General features: G+C 48.3%; 11 protein-coding genes and 1 pseudogene. 1 reads left to right on the top strand and 11 read right to left on the bottom strand.

Annotated features, from left to right (window positions below):
- Nucleotides 1-462: 462 nt before the first annotated feature.
- The 9 genes and pseudogenes from X474_RS10465 to X474_RS10430 all read right to left on the bottom strand — a co-directional run bounded on the left by X474_RS10465 (nucleotide 463) and on the right by X474_RS10430 (nucleotide 11,693).
- Nucleotides 463-762: an addiction module antidote protein gene (locus X474_RS10465; protein ID WP_044348731.1), complete on the bottom strand. Its 300-nt coding sequence runs from the start codon at nucleotides 760-762 to the stop codon at nucleotides 463-465.
- A 9-nt stretch (nucleotides 763-771) separates the two neighbouring features.
- Nucleotides 772-1,007 (bottom strand): annotated as a pseudogene (locus X474_RS27255) (type II toxin-antitoxin system RelE/ParE family toxin).
- A 251-nt stretch (nucleotides 1,008-1,258) separates the two neighbouring features.
- Nucleotides 1,259-4,135 (bottom strand): hypothetical protein, encoded by a 2,877-nt coding sequence (locus X474_RS10460; protein WP_156360717.1) that lies wholly within the window; start codon nucleotides 4,133-4,135, stop codon nucleotides 1,259-1,261.
- Nucleotides 4,136-4,386: 251 nt separating this feature from the next.
- Nucleotides 4,387-6,333, bottom strand: coding sequence for a DUF3732 domain-containing protein (locus X474_RS10455; RefSeq protein ID WP_044348727.1), 1,947 nt, complete (start codon nucleotides 6,331-6,333; stop codon nucleotides 4,387-4,389).
- A complete protein-coding gene (locus tag X474_RS10450; protein WP_044348725.1) occupies nucleotides 6,330-6,818 on the bottom strand; it encodes a three component ABC system middle component in 489 nt (162 codons plus the stop codon). Before X474_RS10450 ends, X474_RS10455 begins: the two co-directional genes overlap by 4 nt.
- Nucleotides 6,815-8,017, bottom strand: coding sequence for an ABC-three component system protein (locus tag X474_RS10445; protein ID WP_044348724.1), 1,203 nt, complete (start codon nucleotides 8,015-8,017; stop codon nucleotides 6,815-6,817). Before X474_RS10445 ends, X474_RS10450 begins: the two co-directional genes overlap by 4 nt.
- Before the next feature lie 937 nt (nucleotides 8,018-8,954).
- Nucleotides 8,955-9,188, bottom strand: a complete 234-nt coding sequence (locus X474_RS10440) for a hypothetical protein (protein ID WP_044348722.1) — start codon at nucleotides 9,186-9,188, stop codon at nucleotides 8,955-8,957.
- A 30-nt stretch (nucleotides 9,189-9,218) separates the two neighbouring features.
- Nucleotides 9,219-10,706, bottom strand: a complete 1,488-nt coding sequence (locus X474_RS10435) for an ATP-binding response regulator (protein ID WP_044348720.1) — start codon at nucleotides 10,704-10,706, stop codon at nucleotides 9,219-9,221.
- 84 nt (nucleotides 10,707-10,790) lie between these two features.
- Complete coding sequence (locus X474_RS10430; RefSeq protein ID WP_044348718.1) at nucleotides 10,791-11,693, bottom strand: MBL fold metallo-hydrolase; 903 nt, start codon at nucleotides 11,691-11,693, stop codon at nucleotides 10,791-10,793.
- Between the two features lie 386 nt (nucleotides 11,694-12,079).
- On the opposite strand from X474_RS10430, the gene yedF reads away from it, so the two are divergent.
- A complete protein-coding gene (yedF, locus tag X474_RS10425) occupies nucleotides 12,080-12,685 on the top strand; it encodes a sulfurtransferase-like selenium metabolism protein YedF (RefSeq protein ID WP_044348716.1) in 606 nt (201 codons plus the stop codon).
- A 52-nt stretch (nucleotides 12,686-12,737) separates the two neighbouring features.
- Here yedF and X474_RS10420 read toward each other — a convergent pair whose 3' ends face one another.
- Both X474_RS10420 and X474_RS10415 read right to left on the bottom strand, forming a co-directional pair.
- Nucleotides 12,738-14,852, bottom strand: a complete 2,115-nt coding sequence (locus tag X474_RS10420; RefSeq protein WP_044348715.1) for an alpha-amylase/4-alpha-glucanotransferase domain-containing protein — start codon at nucleotides 14,850-14,852, stop codon at nucleotides 12,738-12,740.
- Nucleotides 14,853-14,912: 60 nt separating this feature from the next.
- Nucleotides 14,913-17,309: a DUF3536 domain-containing protein gene (locus X474_RS10415; RefSeq protein WP_044348713.1), complete on the bottom strand. Its 2,397-nt coding sequence runs from the start codon at nucleotides 17,307-17,309 to the stop codon at nucleotides 14,913-14,915.
- Nucleotides 17,310-17,383 lie beyond the last annotated feature (74 nt).

Genomic DNA, 17,383 nt, shown 5'->3' with positions numbered 1-17,383 from the left:
ACCCAGCCCCAAACGCCCATCCGCCAGGCACCTTAAGCGGCCGCGTGCGCGCGCACACAAAGGGAGGGAGCGCCGCACGTGGGCCGCTTTCTTATTGCCCCAAAAAATCTGCGATTTTTCGGGGACCCCGGGGGAAGAGCACCCCAAAAAATCTGCGATTTTTCGGGGACCCCGGAGGAGCAGCACCCCTAAAAACACTGCGGTTTTTTGGGGACCACGGGGGAGAAGCACCACTATAAACAATGCGGGTTTTTGGGGACCACGGGGGAAGAGCACCCCTAAAAACACCGGGTGTTTTTGGGGACCCCGAGGGAGAAGACTGGGAAATGCTAATTTGCCGGAAGGCTCTAACTGTTGGTGATTCTATTTTAAACAGGGTTAGGCGTGGGTAGGTTGGCCAAAAACAGGGCTATATTCATGACAAGTGCAGTACGGCTAAACAAATTGAGTGATCACCCAGCTTCAAGCCGTCATTGCTACAGCGTGCAGTTTCAGGCCCAGGGCGTCTATTACCTTGAGAATAGTGTCAAAATTTGGGTTACGTTCACCTGAGAGAGCTTTGTATAGACTCTCGCGGGACAAACCAGCGTCACGGGCGACCTGTGTCATACCTTTTGCGCGGGCAATATCGCCCAAGGCTTTGGCTATAAAGGCGGCGTTGCCTTGTGCCTCTTCAAAACATGCCTCCAGATAGGCGGCCATCTCCTCTGGAGTGCGCAGGTGTTCTGTGACGTCATATTTAGTTGTAATGGTTTTGGCCATGACAATCTCCTAAAGGTTCTCGGCCAGGGCCAGGGCGGTCTTGATATCTTGAGCCTGGGTGCGCTTGTCTCCCCCCGCTAAAAGTATGATCCCCCTTTCACCCTGAATTTAATAGTAAACACGGTAGCCTGGGCCATAATCGATCCGAAGTTCAGAGACGCCTTTGTGCCCACCGGCCTGGCATCGCCGGGGTTGCCTAAAGACAATCTTTCTATACGAAACAAAATGAGAATGTGTGGCTGGATGTCTCATAATCCATCAAGCCATTTAGCGAACTTAGTTGTACTGTCTAACGTTACCAAATCTTGAAGGCTATGTCCTCTTTGATAAATCTAAAAGCGATCATGGTGATAAACAAGACTCTATATATCTTGTATTTAGCCATCATTTCCTTCTGGTTTTTAAGGCCCCAAAAATTTCAAACTCACCCAAACGGAGAGGCTATTTCCTCAGGCGCAGCACCCCAAATGCTTTTGCTGGTTAGTAATCGCTCTTGTCATTCCGTAAAAAGCGCATCATGGGGTACATCCGTTTCGAATACTTTATATCTTTCCCTCATAAACTGTTTAATTGCCTGAAAATTTGGAACAGGAGCATGAATTACTAAGCCCCATGTTTTCATCATAGATGCAAAGCTAGTTTTATCATGCATCTGGAAATTTTCCGCGTCTATCTCATCAATATTTAGCTGGTAAATTTCTTCGTTCAATTTTCCATTAAGAATATTTATTATCGTTTCTTGTAGCTTTTGCATGTAAATATGATTTACGAAACCGGTCCAAACCTTTTTTCGAGCTACATAGTTAGCAACCGCATTGCATACAATCAAAGAAAGGTGCCAATCTTTGTATCCTTTCTTTTTGAGTTCTTCAAAAAAGCTTCTGTGCTTATCACTGGATAGTATTTTAGGCCAGACAACGCTCATTAACAAAGAAAGCCTGTTATAGCGGTTTTGAACATACTTCGTGGCTTCTTCTGTACTAAAAAATTTCCCATCATCATTGTTCCATGTAAGTTCGGGATATTCATGTAAGTTATATATGCGATCTGGTTCGATTACATCCAAGGTATTCTTTTCTTCTTCCATAAATAGCTTAGAAGTAAGCACCTCTCTATACAATTCAGGGTATGGACGCGTGAAGAATGTTTTAGAGATAAGGTCATTTTCAAGAGCGGTCTTTATTTTTTGTTGGAACTCTTTTTGGCTTAAAGTCGTACAATATCCCAAAACTGAAAGGGCATATGCGAGTGTGTTTTGTGTATGGTAATCAGGCTCTTGAAGAATTTTATCTTTAAAGCGGGGCAGTTCAACATCCCATTCAAGCTTTTTACTATCAAATTGTTCACTAAATTTCATCCTATCTTCTTTTGTTAAGTATGCGTTTATTTTAACTTTGACAGGCAATACTTGCAAATCATCCATAGCTAAATCAGCTAATACTACCTGCAAAATAGCAACAAATTCTTCTACTACCCGTGTAAGTTCATAACTATTTTCAAAGCAAACTTCCCATTCAACACCAAGTGCTTTCCAACCTATTTTTCTCACTTCTCCAACATCGTTAAACGGTTTTCCTGATAGGTTTTCTTCAAGTTGTAACCAAATGTCTTCTATGGAAGTTTTTTTCCAATATGAACTTTCATCCTGTTCATCAACTAATAGAGTTAACTCTTCTCTAAGCTTTTGATCTAATGCCCATTTTGAAAACTTTACTTCGACATGTTTACTTACTTCGGGCCAAAACCTTTGCGATAAGGTTCTCACAATCGTCCCATAAATAAAAACCTTTACACGATTATCATGTTCATCAAAAATTAGTGGCTGAGAATCGTAATGATGGTGCGATAGTAAGGCTAGTTCCATAACGGAGAAAAAGGTTAGCCATTCACCGGACTTATATAACATCTCTGCGATTTGGAAAAAACTTTTACTGATATAATCTTGAACGTCATCATCTCTAGAATGAAATGCAAGGAATAATGCGGATAATAAATACAATTTCGCAGCGTACATCAGACCAAGTTCACTATAGGCTTCTGCAATAAAGCGAGATGCAATAATAGTTCCCCTAAGCGTTTCTGCAGAAAACCAATTAATTTTCGCTCGGTGCAAATGATCTATGGCCAGCAAAATCTGATTATTATCATAAAAAGCCACAGCCCGATCTCTACATTTCGCAGCCGCCGTAAAACCGCCAGCCCTTTCTGCTAACAGTTGATCTACGCGATGTGCTATTTTTAGAAACCTTGGATCCTTTCCTATCATAGGGGTTAATACCGCGAGAGTGTCAGAAAAATGTTCCAGAGGAAATAACGCCGCTTTCTCAACTGTATCAACGAGCTCTTGCCAACACTCAAAAGTTTTATCTATCTTTATGTTTGGCTCTACACTTTCTAAGTGTGGGAACATAAATGCACGAGCCTTGTTTTCCAATAAAGAACATCGGGTATTTATACCTATTGTGTTTTCAAGGAAATAGTCAGTGCGATCCATATATTTTCTTGACAAATCGTGTAAATAGGATGCTTCAATATCTAATTGACCTAGATGCTTTGCACCCGAACAATACATCAACAAAACACCAACATCTGTTAATTTAGCAGGGTCTTGTATCTCTTCAATATCTTTAAAATAATCTCTGATAATATCTTTATATGCATTAAGATTATTCTGCCCTCGCAGAGCGGCTACACAAATCTCGTATTGCACCCTACTTTTTATATAATCACCGCCATCTGATAAAAACTTATTTATAGTATTTAACCATGGCACTAAGTCGGGCTTAAGCTTTTCTTCGAACGTAGCTTTTCTAAGGCCGTATTTAATTTCATGGAAATCTGAAAAGTTGTAAGGCTGTTCATTATTTTCAACCCAACGTTCCCTATATTTTTCATAATATTCGTCATCATTAGTAGGAGTTGGATACATTTCCGATGGTATGTGAAGATACTGTTCTGCGATCCAAAATATATCAGGATCGCTTAAGTTTTCAGATAAGGCGCGCCCATCTAAAATCTGTAAATCTATTCCATATTCACATCGACACCACTTAATGAGCTCGTTTCGTTTAGCAATGGAGACATCTTCAACACAAAAATAAATAACAGGACGTTTTTCCTGCGTATGCGAAAATATAGACTTTATATCAAATTTGATTTTAGGAGCTATTTTTTCCTGCAAGGAGCAAGCAAAAAACACATTTCCATCTTTAGAAACTCCCTCAAACAGTTTTGTATCGTCTATGACGAACAGATCATCCAAATAAGTTTTGTACGTTTCAAAATCTCTTCCTTGGTCTCCGCCTGCGCCAACAGGCCCTGTTCCAGGCAAAATATTTCTACATATTCTTTGTCGTGCAAATTCTCGTGTCATATCCTCGAAGTGGTGGTGCTTATTCTGAACTTTTAGTTGTCCAAGATGAAATCGAATCTGTGCTCTTACTTCCCGGATTGTCATAGCGGCTGTAGTACCTTGTAATAAGTGTTTGCTGTGTTTTCTAAAATATAGAAAAAGTAATTTCTTTATAACTACTAATTATTCCTATCAAATCTAAACCATATCCATTACCATAAAATATATTATTGAGAGCAGTCATGTTGAGATATCGATATTGCAAAGTAAATTTACCGGACTTCCCACTCATCCGGAACAAGAGCAGGGGGTTTTGTCCATGGGACTTCGACCACAGATTTCTGAAACCATTCATCTCGAAGATTCGCGTGTTCGGCTATGATAATCTGAAAATTTGATACTTCTTGAGTTGCAAACCGATACAACATCAAAAACAAGTTGCGGACCTTTTCAAGGTCGGCATCCCTTTCTGTTTCATCCACAGAGCCTGACACACTCTTGTAGATTTGTTCGGAAGGAAAATAAACCTGAGATGGCTGGTCAAGGAATAAAAATGAAGGAATGGGCTTATTGTTGTTAGCTGCATAATAGTGAAGGGCCAAAAGAGTTGCCAAATGATAAGCCAAATGATTCTCGCCCCCACCGGTATTAATCATAGGAACCGGCCGGTCTGGCCTGTCAATCAAAACAGTCATGTTAGCAAGATCGAGCCGAAACGGGTATTGCGCGAATTCGGCATCAAGTTTGCCAACATACAGGGATATTCGATTCGAAATGATATTTAGAATGGAAGCTAAACGTTCAGCACTATCATCTATACCTACTGCCTTTTCTAACCGACTCACATGTGATGCACAATCATCTACTCTTTCCTGAAGGGACTTCAGATCATCGTCGGGTCGATAGGTTTCAAGAAAAAGACTAATTCGTCCAACTACTCTAGCTGCAGCAGCATTTCGACTACCCATCTCAGCAATCGCCTCGTTTGCTGCTATGGCCGATGCAAGTTCCTCCCCCTTAATTCGCAATTGTTCGTTCATCTCGAATAATTCGTTTTCGATTTTCTGTTTAAATTCTTCTAGATTTGGGCGATCTCCCGCTACGACCTTTAACTCTTGATCTAATGAAAGAAGCTCTTGAAGAAGTACTTTTGCGATAGGGGTATTAAGGCCGAAGTCCTTTGGTGCAAATGGCCATTGCCATTTTCCTGACTCTGTTTTTTTAGGAAAGGCAGCTATTGATTCCAAGCGGCTTTTTTGTTCCTGCGCCTCATTTGTAAACCCATCTTCTTTCTGGACAAATAACTGTGTTGCCCTTAGTGTTTCGTTTATCGTGGACCGCTTCTTTCTAATCATTGCTATTTCATTTTCCAACTCAGCAATACGCCACGTGTCTTCGTCCGGAACCGGGGCGGGCTTCCACCTAGCTATCTCTGACAAATGAAACAATACTTCTTCTGTGGTTTTGAGCGTTGCAGCGTTAGCGAAAATTCCTACATGACGAGCTTCTGACAATAGTCCCAATGCCCGAACATCAAGCTGCTCTCTGAATTGTTGCGCATCTGCAAGTTGCTTCTGTGCAATTTTCAAATTGCGTTTTGCAGCTCGGAGTTTAGACTCGATTTCCATGCGGTCTTCCGGAACAACACCAAGGAGTATCGGCAAGGTATCCTTGATGGTTTGTTGCATATAATCCTCATTCTGCCTGTAGAATAATTGCTCCTTATTTGCAATAAGGCTCTGTTTTTGGAATAGATAGTAGTAGGTATGCTTAATGGTTGGGCGATATGATTGTCGACTTTGATCTTTAGAAACATGTGTTTGAGGAGCGGGGATCCCGAGTAACTCCGAAAGCAATGCGACTACAGTATCATCATCGGCGTTTTGCAGGAGATCTTCAAAAGAGGGTGGATCTATGGAGGCACCCCGTCTGATCATAGCCCTTGAGCAACTAGCCGCATTTGTCGCCGGGGCTGGTTTTGCGACCAAAACCTGTTCGCTGGGAAACTGGTATATGACCGCATACCAGGCAACTTTATCTCGAATAGGACCTTCCGGAATATTAAAATTACTCTGTCCCATACAATACTCAACGATGTCCGATAGAGCCGATTTGCCTGTAGACGGACTGCCTGTGATAATATTCAGTCCATTGATTTGAAAAGAAATACGTCTAATATCACCGGCGTGGCTGTAAATGATGATTTCACGAATTCTCATGGTCGAATTCCTAACATGGTGTAGATTGTAACTCGATCATTGACCTGAGCTAATTTTCGCCCTAGCAACCGTGCCACTGTCTGGCAGTCTTTGGTATCTTGTGAGCCCTTAATGGTCTTGCGGACAATTTTATCATTGAGTGCGATACAGCCAGAGTCATCTACGGTAATAGCTTCATAGTCCATCAAGTAGGCGAATGCTTCCATTGTGTAGAGGAAGAGGCCTCGAGCACGAAGGGCAAAACCAACTCTGATTTCTGGGTGTCCCTGCAAAATTTTAGTAAAGTAGGTTCGAGGGGCCGATCTTATTAGTTCCCGTGTGCGTTTGTGTAAACTCAGAGGAAGGATTAAAAGCGTCAATGAATACGGCATAGGTCGTTTCGCTAATTGATTGTAACTTTCCAGTCCACGAGCCAGAACAAGTCCGCAAAATGCAGGATTGAAGAGATTTCTAATCTCGCGAGGCCGCTGATGCCAAGGCTTCATGATTTACTCCCGTAAAGTATTTCCTCCATCCTCTCATTAAATCTTGGATGCCAATGAACACGAGGTGTTTCTTCGTTTGCCAGCATGTGATAGCTACCCATGGTTACAAAAGTTGCCGTCACACCCTTTCTAACGCGTAAGTTGGGATTGCCCATTGTGGAAAGCTGATTGATTAATTTTCTGCCTGTCATCTGCAGAAGATCTTCGGGTGTGCTATCATCCAGTTCCTCGAAAACGATTTCCCTCAATCTCGACCATTCATCCACAAGACGATCATCATATTGTTCCAACTCACCAGAAAGCGTGACCTCCTCTCGCAACCACGCCCCTCTCTGCTCAAAGGCCCTGTAGTAATCTAAAATTGCCCGTCTGAGACGATCTGAGCGTAGACCAATGGCCCTAAGTTGCTTAACGAAATAGCGTTCATCTGAGTCTGGATCGATTTTTCCTTCTGGTTCAGCATTTTCAAAATCGACAGGAAGATTATCCTCTATAAATTGCTCCGCAATTATTCCAAGCTTTTCTGATACTTCCCATCCACATATAGCTTGAGGCCTATGTCCGGTTAGAAGATTAATACATAGGTTAATCCACCAGCCTTCAAGACGTTCATAAACAGGAATGCGAAACTGAGGACGAATCGGCCTAAACCTTTCATTGATAATCTGATTTGGAATATCTTGAATTCGTTCCTGATAGTCAAAAATTGTAATCCTATTAAAAAAATCCAGCCAATCGTTATCAGGGAGCCGAGCTAAAAGATCCTTTGTTTTTGCGATTGTTTTAGATTCTGAACGGTTAAGTGTTTCATTAATTCTATCTAAAAAAGTGTTAGTTTTTTGAACACCAGGTAAAAAGGCCTCTAACAGTGACCCAGTAGAAATCTGACCAGTTGTGCATAGATAAAAAGATACTGTGTCTGTGGAAATTTCTTTTCGGAGGTAGTAATCTAGCCATATTCTAACTGATTTCCAGAAGTCTGGGGAGAGATCGCTCAGGGAATCCCCAGGAGCCTTATGCTTAAGGGAAGCAAGAATTCTACCTTCTTCTGGATCTGTGAAGTCAATATCGTCATCTTTTTCAATGAAGCATTCTACCTCTTCTGGAAGCTGAAGTGTCTGAAGTAATGCATATCTTAGTTGGTAAATGTATCCAAGTGCCTGCTCGGGTGCTGAAAATTGGCTATTGGAAGAGGTCATAAGTAATTCCTGCCAAATAATCACGGAACTAAAATTTTAATGGGAACGTATATCCTCAAGTAGGAACATTTTCATATTGTAAAGATCAACGACCTTTCTTACCCAACTTGAGGCTCTTATTACTGGCAATAATACAAAAAATCGTCCAAACTACATGCTTGCAAAAACTAATTCAAATATTATCCTTGGATAGTGCCGTGGCTCCCAAAGATAATTGTTTTTCCCTTCATTAGTTGAACCCTTAAGCTTACTAAACAAAACTGTAACTTTGTTATAGCCCAAACGGTATAGACACAGATGTAAACGGCCACAGAGTTATCATTAGTCGTGGACTTCTAAATTCTATTTGCAATGTTTGATTTTGAAGCTGGTGGGCTAAGAATTCTGCCACAGTTTCCCCCCAGATAATACTCGCCACAATCATCCACAAATTAGTTCATTTTACACCCATGGTCAACCGTGTATTTATCCATGGGGGTTGATCTCATGAGAAGTTTTCGAACCTCTGTGCGTCTTGAGGGAGGTTATACAAGTTTCAATCCGGAGTTCAATTCAATATTCCAATCCATGCTAAGCAACTTAAACCGATCTAAATTTCAAATTCAATGGCCCTGGATCGATAGACCTATGTAGGTCTGCATTAACTTAAAAGCCGAGATTACACACACTTCCAGCGGATGTCAGATTATACCTCAACATCATCTAGAAAAAGTATCAAGCAAATCCTTAGTAACTCCCACTTCTTGGATACTAACCCTATCTTACAAAGGTTCGATAAAGGATTAATAATATTCGCCGCCACCCCACATCCCCGAAAAACAAACCCCGCTGCCATTCGCCGAACCACGCCCGAAAATACACCAACGCGGGATTATTCTAAAAATCCAAATCCTATCTTGAAGGCTAAAACTGTTTCTGAGCCCCCACCTCTAAGCCCCTACCCCAAATCCTTCTCCATATCCAAGAGTATCTGCGCCGCTGCCGAGGGTTGGGTCAGGGTTTGGGGGCCTTGCCAAACCGGGTTGCCTGGGGTGCGCCATTTGGAGCGGAACTCGGCCAGGTCTGCTTTCAGGTGTTTATAGATAATCATCTTTTGCAAAAAGTTTCTCTGCTCAAAGTCGCATTCCCTGGCTGTGTCCACGGTGCGGCCGTTTTTTAGTTTGTAGATCATGGGTAACTTCGCGCCCCTTTACCTTTTGAGTCAGACCAGGGCCGGGAAATAGACTTTAAAGGTGCTGCCCTTGCCCAAACGGCTTTCCAGGCTGATTCTGCCCTGGTGTTCTTCTGCAATGGCTTTAACGATCGGCAGGCCCAGGCCGGTGCCCACAATATGGCGGGTGTGTTCGCTTTTCACCCGGAAAAAGCGGTCGAAAATCCTTTTCTGGTCTTCCGGGGCCACGCCTATGCCGTTATCAGAGACCTCAAGGCACACATAGCCTTTTTCCAAACAAACAGAAACCAGGATCTCCCCTCCGTCCGGCGTGTAACGCACCGCATTGCCCACCAGGTTCATCAAGACTTCCCTGATGGCCCCGGGGTCGGCCATGATCTCGGGCAGGCCTTCTTTAAGCTCAAGGCTCAGCTTGTGTCCCCTTTCCTTGGCAGAGGCGTCCCAAAGCTCGCGGGCTTCGGTGGCATATTCGCCCAAATCAAGCGGGCTTTTCTGGCGCACCACGCCCTGGTCCTCGATTCGGGTCAAGTCCAGAAGGTCGTTTATCATCTCAACCGCGCCCTTGATCCGCTCCTGCATGCGGTAAAGCATTTTCTGCTGTTTGTCATCCAGGGTGTGGCCCACGGTCTTTAAGATAACCTTGGCCTGGGTGTCGAGCACAGCCAGGGGGGCCTTGAGCTCATGGGAGACCATGGCCACGAACTCGGACTTTTTCTGGTCCATCTCCTTCAGATAGGTGATGTCCTCGATCACAGTCACCAACCCCAGCACGCCGCCCTCCGAGCCTGCCACCAGGTTCACCCTGGCCCTGATAAAGCGGGGCGGGTCTTCCTTTATCTTGAGTTCCTGGGAGATCATCTGGGCGGGTTCTTCCGGGCTGGCCATGCGGTCGGTGAGCCTGTGCAGGGCTGCCAAGTGCGGGTGCTCTCGCACCCTGGAGCCGATCACGCAGCTGGAATCCATCTCCATCAGCCGGGTGAAGGCCGGGTTGCAAAGCACAATCCCGCCGTCCTGATCGGTGATCAAAACCCCCTCACTCATGCTGTTGATCACAGCCTTCAGCCTGCTTTTTTCGGTGGTTATGGCCCAAAGACCCCGTTGGCGCTCCCTGGCCAGGCGGTCCCTTTCCCGGGCCAGCCTGCGCAGCTCCCAGACCCTGCCCACCGCCTTTTTCAAGAGCCAGGGCACAAAGGGCTTGGTAAGCACATCCAAAGCGCCAAGCCTCACGGCATAGACCGCCTTTTCTATGGTGGCCTGGCCGGTAAGCACAATCACGTCCACATCCTGGCCCGCCTCGACCAGGCGCTCCAGAACTTCGGTGCCTTCCATGTCCGGAAAAGAAAGTTCGATCAGGGCCAGTTCACATGCGCCCTGCAAAAGGATATCCAGGGTCTCTTGGCCGGTGCGGGCCTCCACCACCCCATAGCCCTGACGCCCCAGAATCTGGGAAACACCCTCTCTGATCTCAGCCTCAGGGTCTGCCACCAGGATCTGAAGCCCGCTTGTGTTTGCGCACATGCCGCCACCCATACCAAATATTAGTATTTTGATGGGTCTTTGATATTATGACAAACCGGAGGGCATTCAGTCAACGGCCCCCTGTTAAAGGGCCTTATAGAGATCCCCCTCTTTAACCGCCCGCCCCTGGTCCACCAGCTCGGCCAGGTGTTTTTGAACCATCTGGCCCTCCCAATGACGCAGGAGCTTGGGTAAAAAGGGAAATCCGCCATATATGATCGCCGCATCCACGATCTGCTCCAAGCTCTGCGGCTCTTTGAGCAGTTTCAGAATCGCCAGTGAGCGCTCATCTATTATGCGGGCGTAATCCAAAAGGGATTCCTTGATCTTTTTCTTGATGATCCCCTTGTGGGAAGAGACCAGAATTCCGGGATCAAGCTCGGCCAGCCGGTTGATGGATTCACGGGTCTGGGCAATATTCCCTTCCGGGTTGGCGTACCAGGGGCCAAAACCGGTCAGGTCAATATCAGCGCTCAGCAACACATCATATTGAGGCAGGAAAAAGCAGCAATGATCAATGGTGTGGCCGGGGGTGAAGAGCACTTGAAGCCTGGTTGAGCCCAGGTCAAACTCCTGGCTCGGCGAAAAAGTGCCGCTTATGGGGCAATCCGTAAACCCCATGGTCCGCCGCACAAAATCCTTCCAAATGGCCCTGATCTCAAGATCAGGGAAAAAACGCCTGCCCAACGCCTCAAGCGATACGCCCGAGTCTGCTGCCATCTCCGGAACCAGTATCTCTTTATCGGCAAAAAGATGGTTCAAGGCCATGTGGTCCGGGTGGGTGTGGCTTATAAGCACCAGATCAACCTGGCCGGACTCGGCCAGGGGCATAAGCGCCTTTTCCCCACAGCCCGTGTCTATCAGCACTGTGGTCTTGTCTTTTATGAGCACACTGTGGCTGAAGGGAAACCTGCCCTGGCCGCGGCCAGGCACCAGCCATATGGGGCCGATAACGTGTATAAGGCCATCTGTGATCTCGCGCTTCATTTATGCTTCACCTGCTTAGATATTCCCAAGGTTCTGAGCGCATAACTGTATCAGTTTTTCTCTGGACAAGAAATCACCAACCCCGCCAACCCGCCGCTCCGGGTTCGAAAACATTGACAAGCGCTTCAGGGGTATCTATCTTTTAGCGAATAAAAATACTTTTTTTCAAAGGTCCAATTTCATGAAATTTGTTTTCGGCTTTACCTGAGCCCCGTTTCAGGCATCTACCCGGGTGCGGTAGGCGGGGTCTGGCCGAAACCCTTGTTCAGTTTGAGCAATCAAATTATCATCCCTTCCCACCATCCAAACACCCGGCGCATTTTTGAAGAGCTTTTGAAAAGAGCCAATTCCGCTGAATAATAGATTTTAAAAAACAAGGAGCAGACATGCTTGATTGCCGTAAAATGGCTTGCCCTCAGCCGGTTATCCAGACCAAGAACCTGGTGGAAGCAGAATCACCGAATTCTGTGGAAGTAATGGTGGATAACAAAGCCGCCAGTGAAAACGTATCCCGCTATTTAGGCACCCAGGGATTCAGCGCGGAGGTGAGTGAAAAGGACGGGGATTTTGTGGTGACAGGCAAAAGAGACGGCGAAGCCCCCATGCCGGAAGCAAAGGATCAGGAACAGAGCGCCCCTGCCGTTGGCGGAGACATGACCAAACAACTGGTCTTCATAAGGTCTGAGTGCATCGGCTCAGGCGATGACAAGCTGGGGCGCGGGCTCATGAAAAACTTTATCCTCACCTTAAAGGAGATGGGCCCGGACCTGTGGCGGGTGATCTTCTTGAACGGCGGGGTCAAGCTCTGCTGCCAGGGTTCGGAAGTGCTCGAGGCCATACAGGAACTGGAAAAATCCGGTGTGCATATTCTGGTCTGCGGCACCTGCCTGGATTTCTTTGGCATTCTGGAAGAAAAACGGGTGGGCGAGACCACCAATATGCTGGATGTGGTAACCAGCCTGCAACTGGCGGGCAAGGTGATCACCGCCTAGAAGAATTTTCATACCCTTCCCTGCCCCAACCAAGGGTCAGGGGAGGGATATCTCATAATACTTCCAGATCAATACCGGCCGATAACTTTTCCCGATTGGCGGCAAAGGGCCAGACCAAGTTCAGGGAGCTGCCCTGGTAGGTGCGCTCAAGCCCGCTCTCAGACTGGCTCACCGTCTCCACCGGGTAGCACCAGAGAAGCGCGGGCGGATTCAAGGAAAGCCGCACTACAAATCCGTCGGCCTCATTCACCAGATCCAGGCTTGAGACCAGCCCCTTTTCCCAGGGGCTTTCAAGCCCCATCTTTTCTTTACCGGGCAACAGAATGTGTTTTCCCGGGTCGCTGGCCGCAAGCAGGGAAAAATTAATTTCAACGGCAAACATCACCCCCGGCCTGCCTTTATCCGGGGCGGTTGCTATATAGTCCACGCTGAACAAGGCCCCGGGGCCAAGGCTGAAGCCCTTTTCCACGTTCAAGGGCCAATTGCCCCCATCGCTATAAATGCCGCCCTTGCGTAAAAGGCGCAGCCAGGCCCTTTCCTTGGCCTGGCCCTTTTCCAGGATCTCATAGGGCTGGTTTACAAAGTCTCCCCATTCCCTGAAACCAAGTCCGGGCATATCCCTAAGCCCGGTTCCCTCGGGCAGGATATGATCCTGGAACATGGCCCGCTCATACCAGTCATAGATCAGGTGTTTTTCCAGGTTTTCTTCCTTGAACACAACCCGGTCGTGAATGGACTGAACTTCGCCCTCTGAATCACCTTCGTCGCCTGTCATGGTCAGCAATTCGTGATAAGCCTCGTGCCGCCTGGTGAGACCCAGCCCCAGGTTAAAGGCCTGGGGCCTTAAATCCAGCACGCTTACACTGCCGCCATAGGAGGGATGGATAACCGCATCCAGATGAGGCCCTGCCAGAACAACCTCTTCCCGCCCGTCCAGATCCAAATCCAGGGCCCGGCATTCGGCCCAATCCGCCTTGCCGTGTAGGGCCTTATCCGCCAGGGTGTCCGCCTTTATCAGGTGTTCATGCACCGCCGCTCTGAGGTGGGCCAGGTAAAGGCCGCCGAACAGCCCGTGCCAATAGGCGCAGTTGCATTGAGACTGATAAAGATGATCCAAGGCCAGTTCCGGGGCATCCATATTGGCCAGCTTTTGGCTCACAAAGAGCATGCGCTTGTGCATGAGGTTGGATTCCCGGTATTTGACCAAAAAATTGTCCCAGATCCCGCCCCGCAAAAAGGGGCGCATCTCCTCAAACTCACCCTTTTGCTTAAGCTCCTTGGTAAGTGCCTCCATCTTCACTGCGGTGCGGCTGGGCAAGGCCCAGGTCAACATCTCCTCATAGGCCGCAGTGGGCAGGTAAATTCGCCCTTCCGGCGGGTTTTCACTGGCCCACTGGCCGCAATGCCCCAGGCTCAGCCAATCAGAGGCCTCCAAGGCAGCCTCGATAAACCGCTTAAGCCAACCCCTTTTAAAGACCCAGTCCCAGGTGTCGGGCCACAGGCCGAATTTCTCCATGTCATCGCCATAGGTGGCGCAGGTGGGGCCTTTGGAATCAAGAACCCTTTTGAGAAAATCCAGGGTCTCGGAGGGATCTTTAAAGGGAATGCTGTAGCGCAGTTCTTTATGGGTGGGAAACACCCCCAGGCCAAAACCCTCTCTTTCAGTCAGGTGATAACCGAACATGGCCTCCGGCCCCAGCCCGGCATAATAAAGATGAGTGTCATCCACCAGGGTGTAGGCCAGATCCAGGCCCCCTATCTTGGCGGGCATTCCCGGCTCCCAGATGCGCTCGGCCAGCCAAAGACCGGTGGGCTTTTTCCCAAACGTTTCCCGGGTGAAACCGCTTTGCTTGACAATCTGGGCCCTGGCATCCCTTTTGGGGATCGAGGCCAAAAGGGGTTCGTAATAACCGCCGGTGAGTATCTCCACCTGCCCCTTTTGGGAGAGCTTTGCCACCTGTTCCAGATATCCCGGTTGGTTTTGCTTGAGCCAGTTGAGCAAAGGGCCCGAGTAATGCAACCCGCATCTGAACTCGGGGTATTGCTCCAAGGTCTTGACCACCGGTTCATAGCAGGTTTCATAGGCATAATGCATGACATGATCAAAATTACCCACCGGCTGGTGGGCATGGAGCACCAACAAAAGGGTCATCTTTTCAGAGGCCATGGTTCAATCCAGACCGCCGCCCCCGATTTTAAGGGCGGCTCAAGCGTAAAAAGGTTTTAATCAGGAAACACCAAGCTCAAAATCCAACAAACTACCCATACGCTGCATGGCGGGGGTCAAGCCGGTGGGCCCTCTGTCTTTAAGCACCTTGAAAAAGTCGTTTTGAGCCTCCCACAGGTTCAAGGGAATCTCAAGGGTGCGGGCCAGGATCACCAGATTCCCGGCCCAGGCCAGGCGCTCCTCAGAGGCCTTGTCCGGCTTATACTCCGTAAGGCACCGGGCCACTGCCTTGGCAAGGGCCAGCTTAAGCACCGGGGAATCGAGTTTGAGCTCCAGGGCCAGAACCTGCTGCGCCACCCGGATCATGGCGTCGGAAAGGTCTCTTTCCCCCGGTTCCTTCAACTGATCAATTAGATCCCTGGTCAAGATGGCCTCTGCCAGGGCCAGGTAAATTTCCGGCAGGGGAACATCCATCTGGCGCAGACCGATCATTACATCCGCGCTTTGACGGTACATCTCCTTGGCCTGCTTCAAATTTTCTTCGGTGGCCCGGTCCAGGGCCGCCCTGCCCAGCTTGCGCCTTCCCTCCAGGAAAAGGTTGGCCAAGCCAAAACGCTCCCCGGATAGATGCCGGTCAAAAACATTTTCCACACCGGCGGCGTCTTCCTCACCCATGGGCTTTTTAATTTCCCGGGCCAAGGCGGTGAGGTCATGATTGTCCGAGCAAGGGGCCACCCTGGCCCTGAAATCCAACTCGCCCGCATGCAGGACCGCATAGCAGTATTGGGCCTCTTCGCCCACCGGCCTGTGGGTCACCTTGGCCCTGCCCCAGGAAACCTTGAAATTGCCCTGATCCCATTTTTCCTGGTAGGGCGACTCAATATCATAGGCATAAATCCCACCGGCCAAGCCATGGTCCTGATGCAGGGAGCTCAAGGCTGCGTGAGCCACCACCCTGGCTGGAGTGACCCTTCTTTTAACCACCCTTTTTTCCCAAATATCCCGGCCTGTTCCGAATAAGGCCTCATTGGAGCTGCCCTGTTCCAGAATCCTCAGAAAAGGCTCTTCCCAAGACCCGGCCCCCAACTCACCGGCCAGTTCCATGGCCCTGGCCGCAAAACGCAGGTTCTGCACCGGCTCCAGCCCGGCCAGGTCATCAAAAAACCAGCCGCAGGAGGTAAACATGAAAAGTCCCCACCTTTGGCTCTCCAGAAGTTTGGCGGCCTGCAAAGCCGTGTCTGCCTCCGGTTCCGCGGCCAGATGCCTTTTCAAAAAACCGGACCAGGCCTCGGGCTCCTTGGGGCCCATGACCTCCACATAATCATCCCTGGCGGCCCAGGGGTCTTTAAAGAGTTCACCGCCCTTTTGCTCGAAAAATTCATCCAGCCGGGACTTAAGGTAATCAAGCGCCTCACGCAGGGGTTTACGCCATTTCTGGTTCCAGCCTTTTTGCGGATCTATGGCGCAGCCGCAGTCTTCTTTCCAGCGGCCTATGCCGTGGGCGCAAGACCAGGAGGAATTCTCCCTTATGCGCACCTCATGCAGGGGCGGGTGGGTGGCCAGAAAGGCGGCGTAATTGGTGAGCCGGTATTCAGGGTCGTCATCCAATTCCTTAAGACTATAGGCCAGGGCCATCTCACCGAACTGGTGATGATGACCATAGGACTCACCGTCTGTGGCTATATGGGCCAACTGGGCCTGGGGGCCTTTTGGATCAAAAAGTTTGGTAAGCCGAGAACTCAGAAGATCCCCATTGGAAAGCAATTTTTCAAAGGCAATCCCTCGGCTGGTGGGGCCGTCGTAGAAAAACACGGTTATGGTTTTTCCATTGGGCAGGTTCACCAGATAGGGGCTTTTTGGGTCAACTTTGCCGCCTGTTACATCCTGCCACTCGTCCCCGCCCAACGGCCTCACATGTTCCGCCTGCTCCGGGGCCAGGATGGTGAACAAAATCCCTTCATCGGCCAGGGCCGTAAGGGTGGGGGTGTCCACCGCTGTCTCGCTTAGCCACATGCCTTCCGGTTTTCTGGCAAAGCGGTTTTCAAAATCCTTGATGCCCCATCGGATTTGGGTCAACTTATCCCTTTGAGTGGCCAGGGGCATGATGATATGGTTATAGACCTGCGCCAGGGCATTGCCCTTGCCCAGCCGCTTTTGGGAGGCCTGGTCCGCCAAAACCAGGGCTTCGTGGACCCAAGGGTTGTTGGCCTTGAGCCAGCTGAGCAGGGTGGGGCCGAAATTAAAGGAAATCCGGCTGTAATTGTTTACAATATCAACTATGGTGCCGGTTGTACCCAAAAGGCGGGCCACGGCATTCGGTGCGTAGCACTCGGCGGTTATGCGGGAGTTCCAGTTATCATAGGGATAGGCCGAGTCCTGGGTCTCCAAGGACTCAAGCCAGGGATTCATGCGCGGGGGTTGGTAAAAGTGCCCATGTATGCATATATATTTTTCCATAATTCCTATAGTACACCAATCGGCCGTGGCAACTCTCGGCATTTTTCTTTGAAAACAAAAGCTTCACTTAAAGC

Source organism: Dethiosulfatarculus sandiegensis, assembly GCF_000931935.2.
GTDB lineage: Bacteria > Desulfobacterota > Desulfarculia > Desulfarculales > Desulfarculaceae > Dethiosulfatarculus > Dethiosulfatarculus sandiegensis.
The sequence above is the reverse complement of the archived record's forward strand: the minus strand, read 5'-3'. Positions and strand labels throughout refer to the sequence as shown.

Bases quoted from the DNA above. Each gene is read 5' to 3' on its own strand.
- X474_RS10465 (WP_044348731.1), bottom strand. From the start codon at position 762: ATGGCCAAAACCATTACAACTAAATATGACGTCACAGAACACCTGCGC.
- X474_RS10460 (WP_156360717.1), bottom strand. From the start codon at position 4,135: ATGACACGAGAATTTGCACGACAAAGAATATGTAGAAATATTTTGCCT.
- X474_RS10455 (WP_044348727.1), bottom strand. From the start codon at position 6,333: ATGAGAATTCGTGAAATCATCATTTACAGCCACGCCGGTGATATTAGA.
- X474_RS10450 (WP_044348725.1), bottom strand. From the start codon at position 6,818: ATGAAGCCTTGGCATCAGCGGCCTCGCGAGATTAGAAATCTCTTCAAT.
- X474_RS10445 (WP_044348724.1), bottom strand. From the start codon at position 8,017: ATGACCTCTTCCAATAGCCAATTTTCAGCACCCGAGCAGGCACTTGGA.
- X474_RS10440 (WP_044348722.1), bottom strand. From the start codon at position 9,188: ATGATCTACAAACTAAAAAACGGCCGCACCGTGGACACAGCCAGGGAA.
- X474_RS10435 (WP_044348720.1), bottom strand. From the start codon at position 10,706: ATGTGCGCAAACACAAGCGGGCTTCAGATCCTGGTGGCAGACCCTGAG.
- X474_RS10430 (WP_044348718.1), bottom strand. From the start codon at position 11,693: ATGAAGCGCGAGATCACAGATGGCCTTATACACGTTATCGGCCCCATA.
- yedF (WP_044348716.1), top strand. From the start codon at position 12,080: ATGCTTGATTGCCGTAAAATGGCTTGCCCTCAGCCGGTTATCCAGACC.
- X474_RS10420 (WP_044348715.1), bottom strand. From the start codon at position 14,852: ATGGCCTCTGAAAAGATGACCCTTTTGTTGGTGCTCCATGCCCACCAG.
- X474_RS10415 (WP_044348713.1), bottom strand. From the start codon at position 17,309: ATGGAAAAATATATATGCATACATGGGCACTTTTACCAACCCCCGCGC.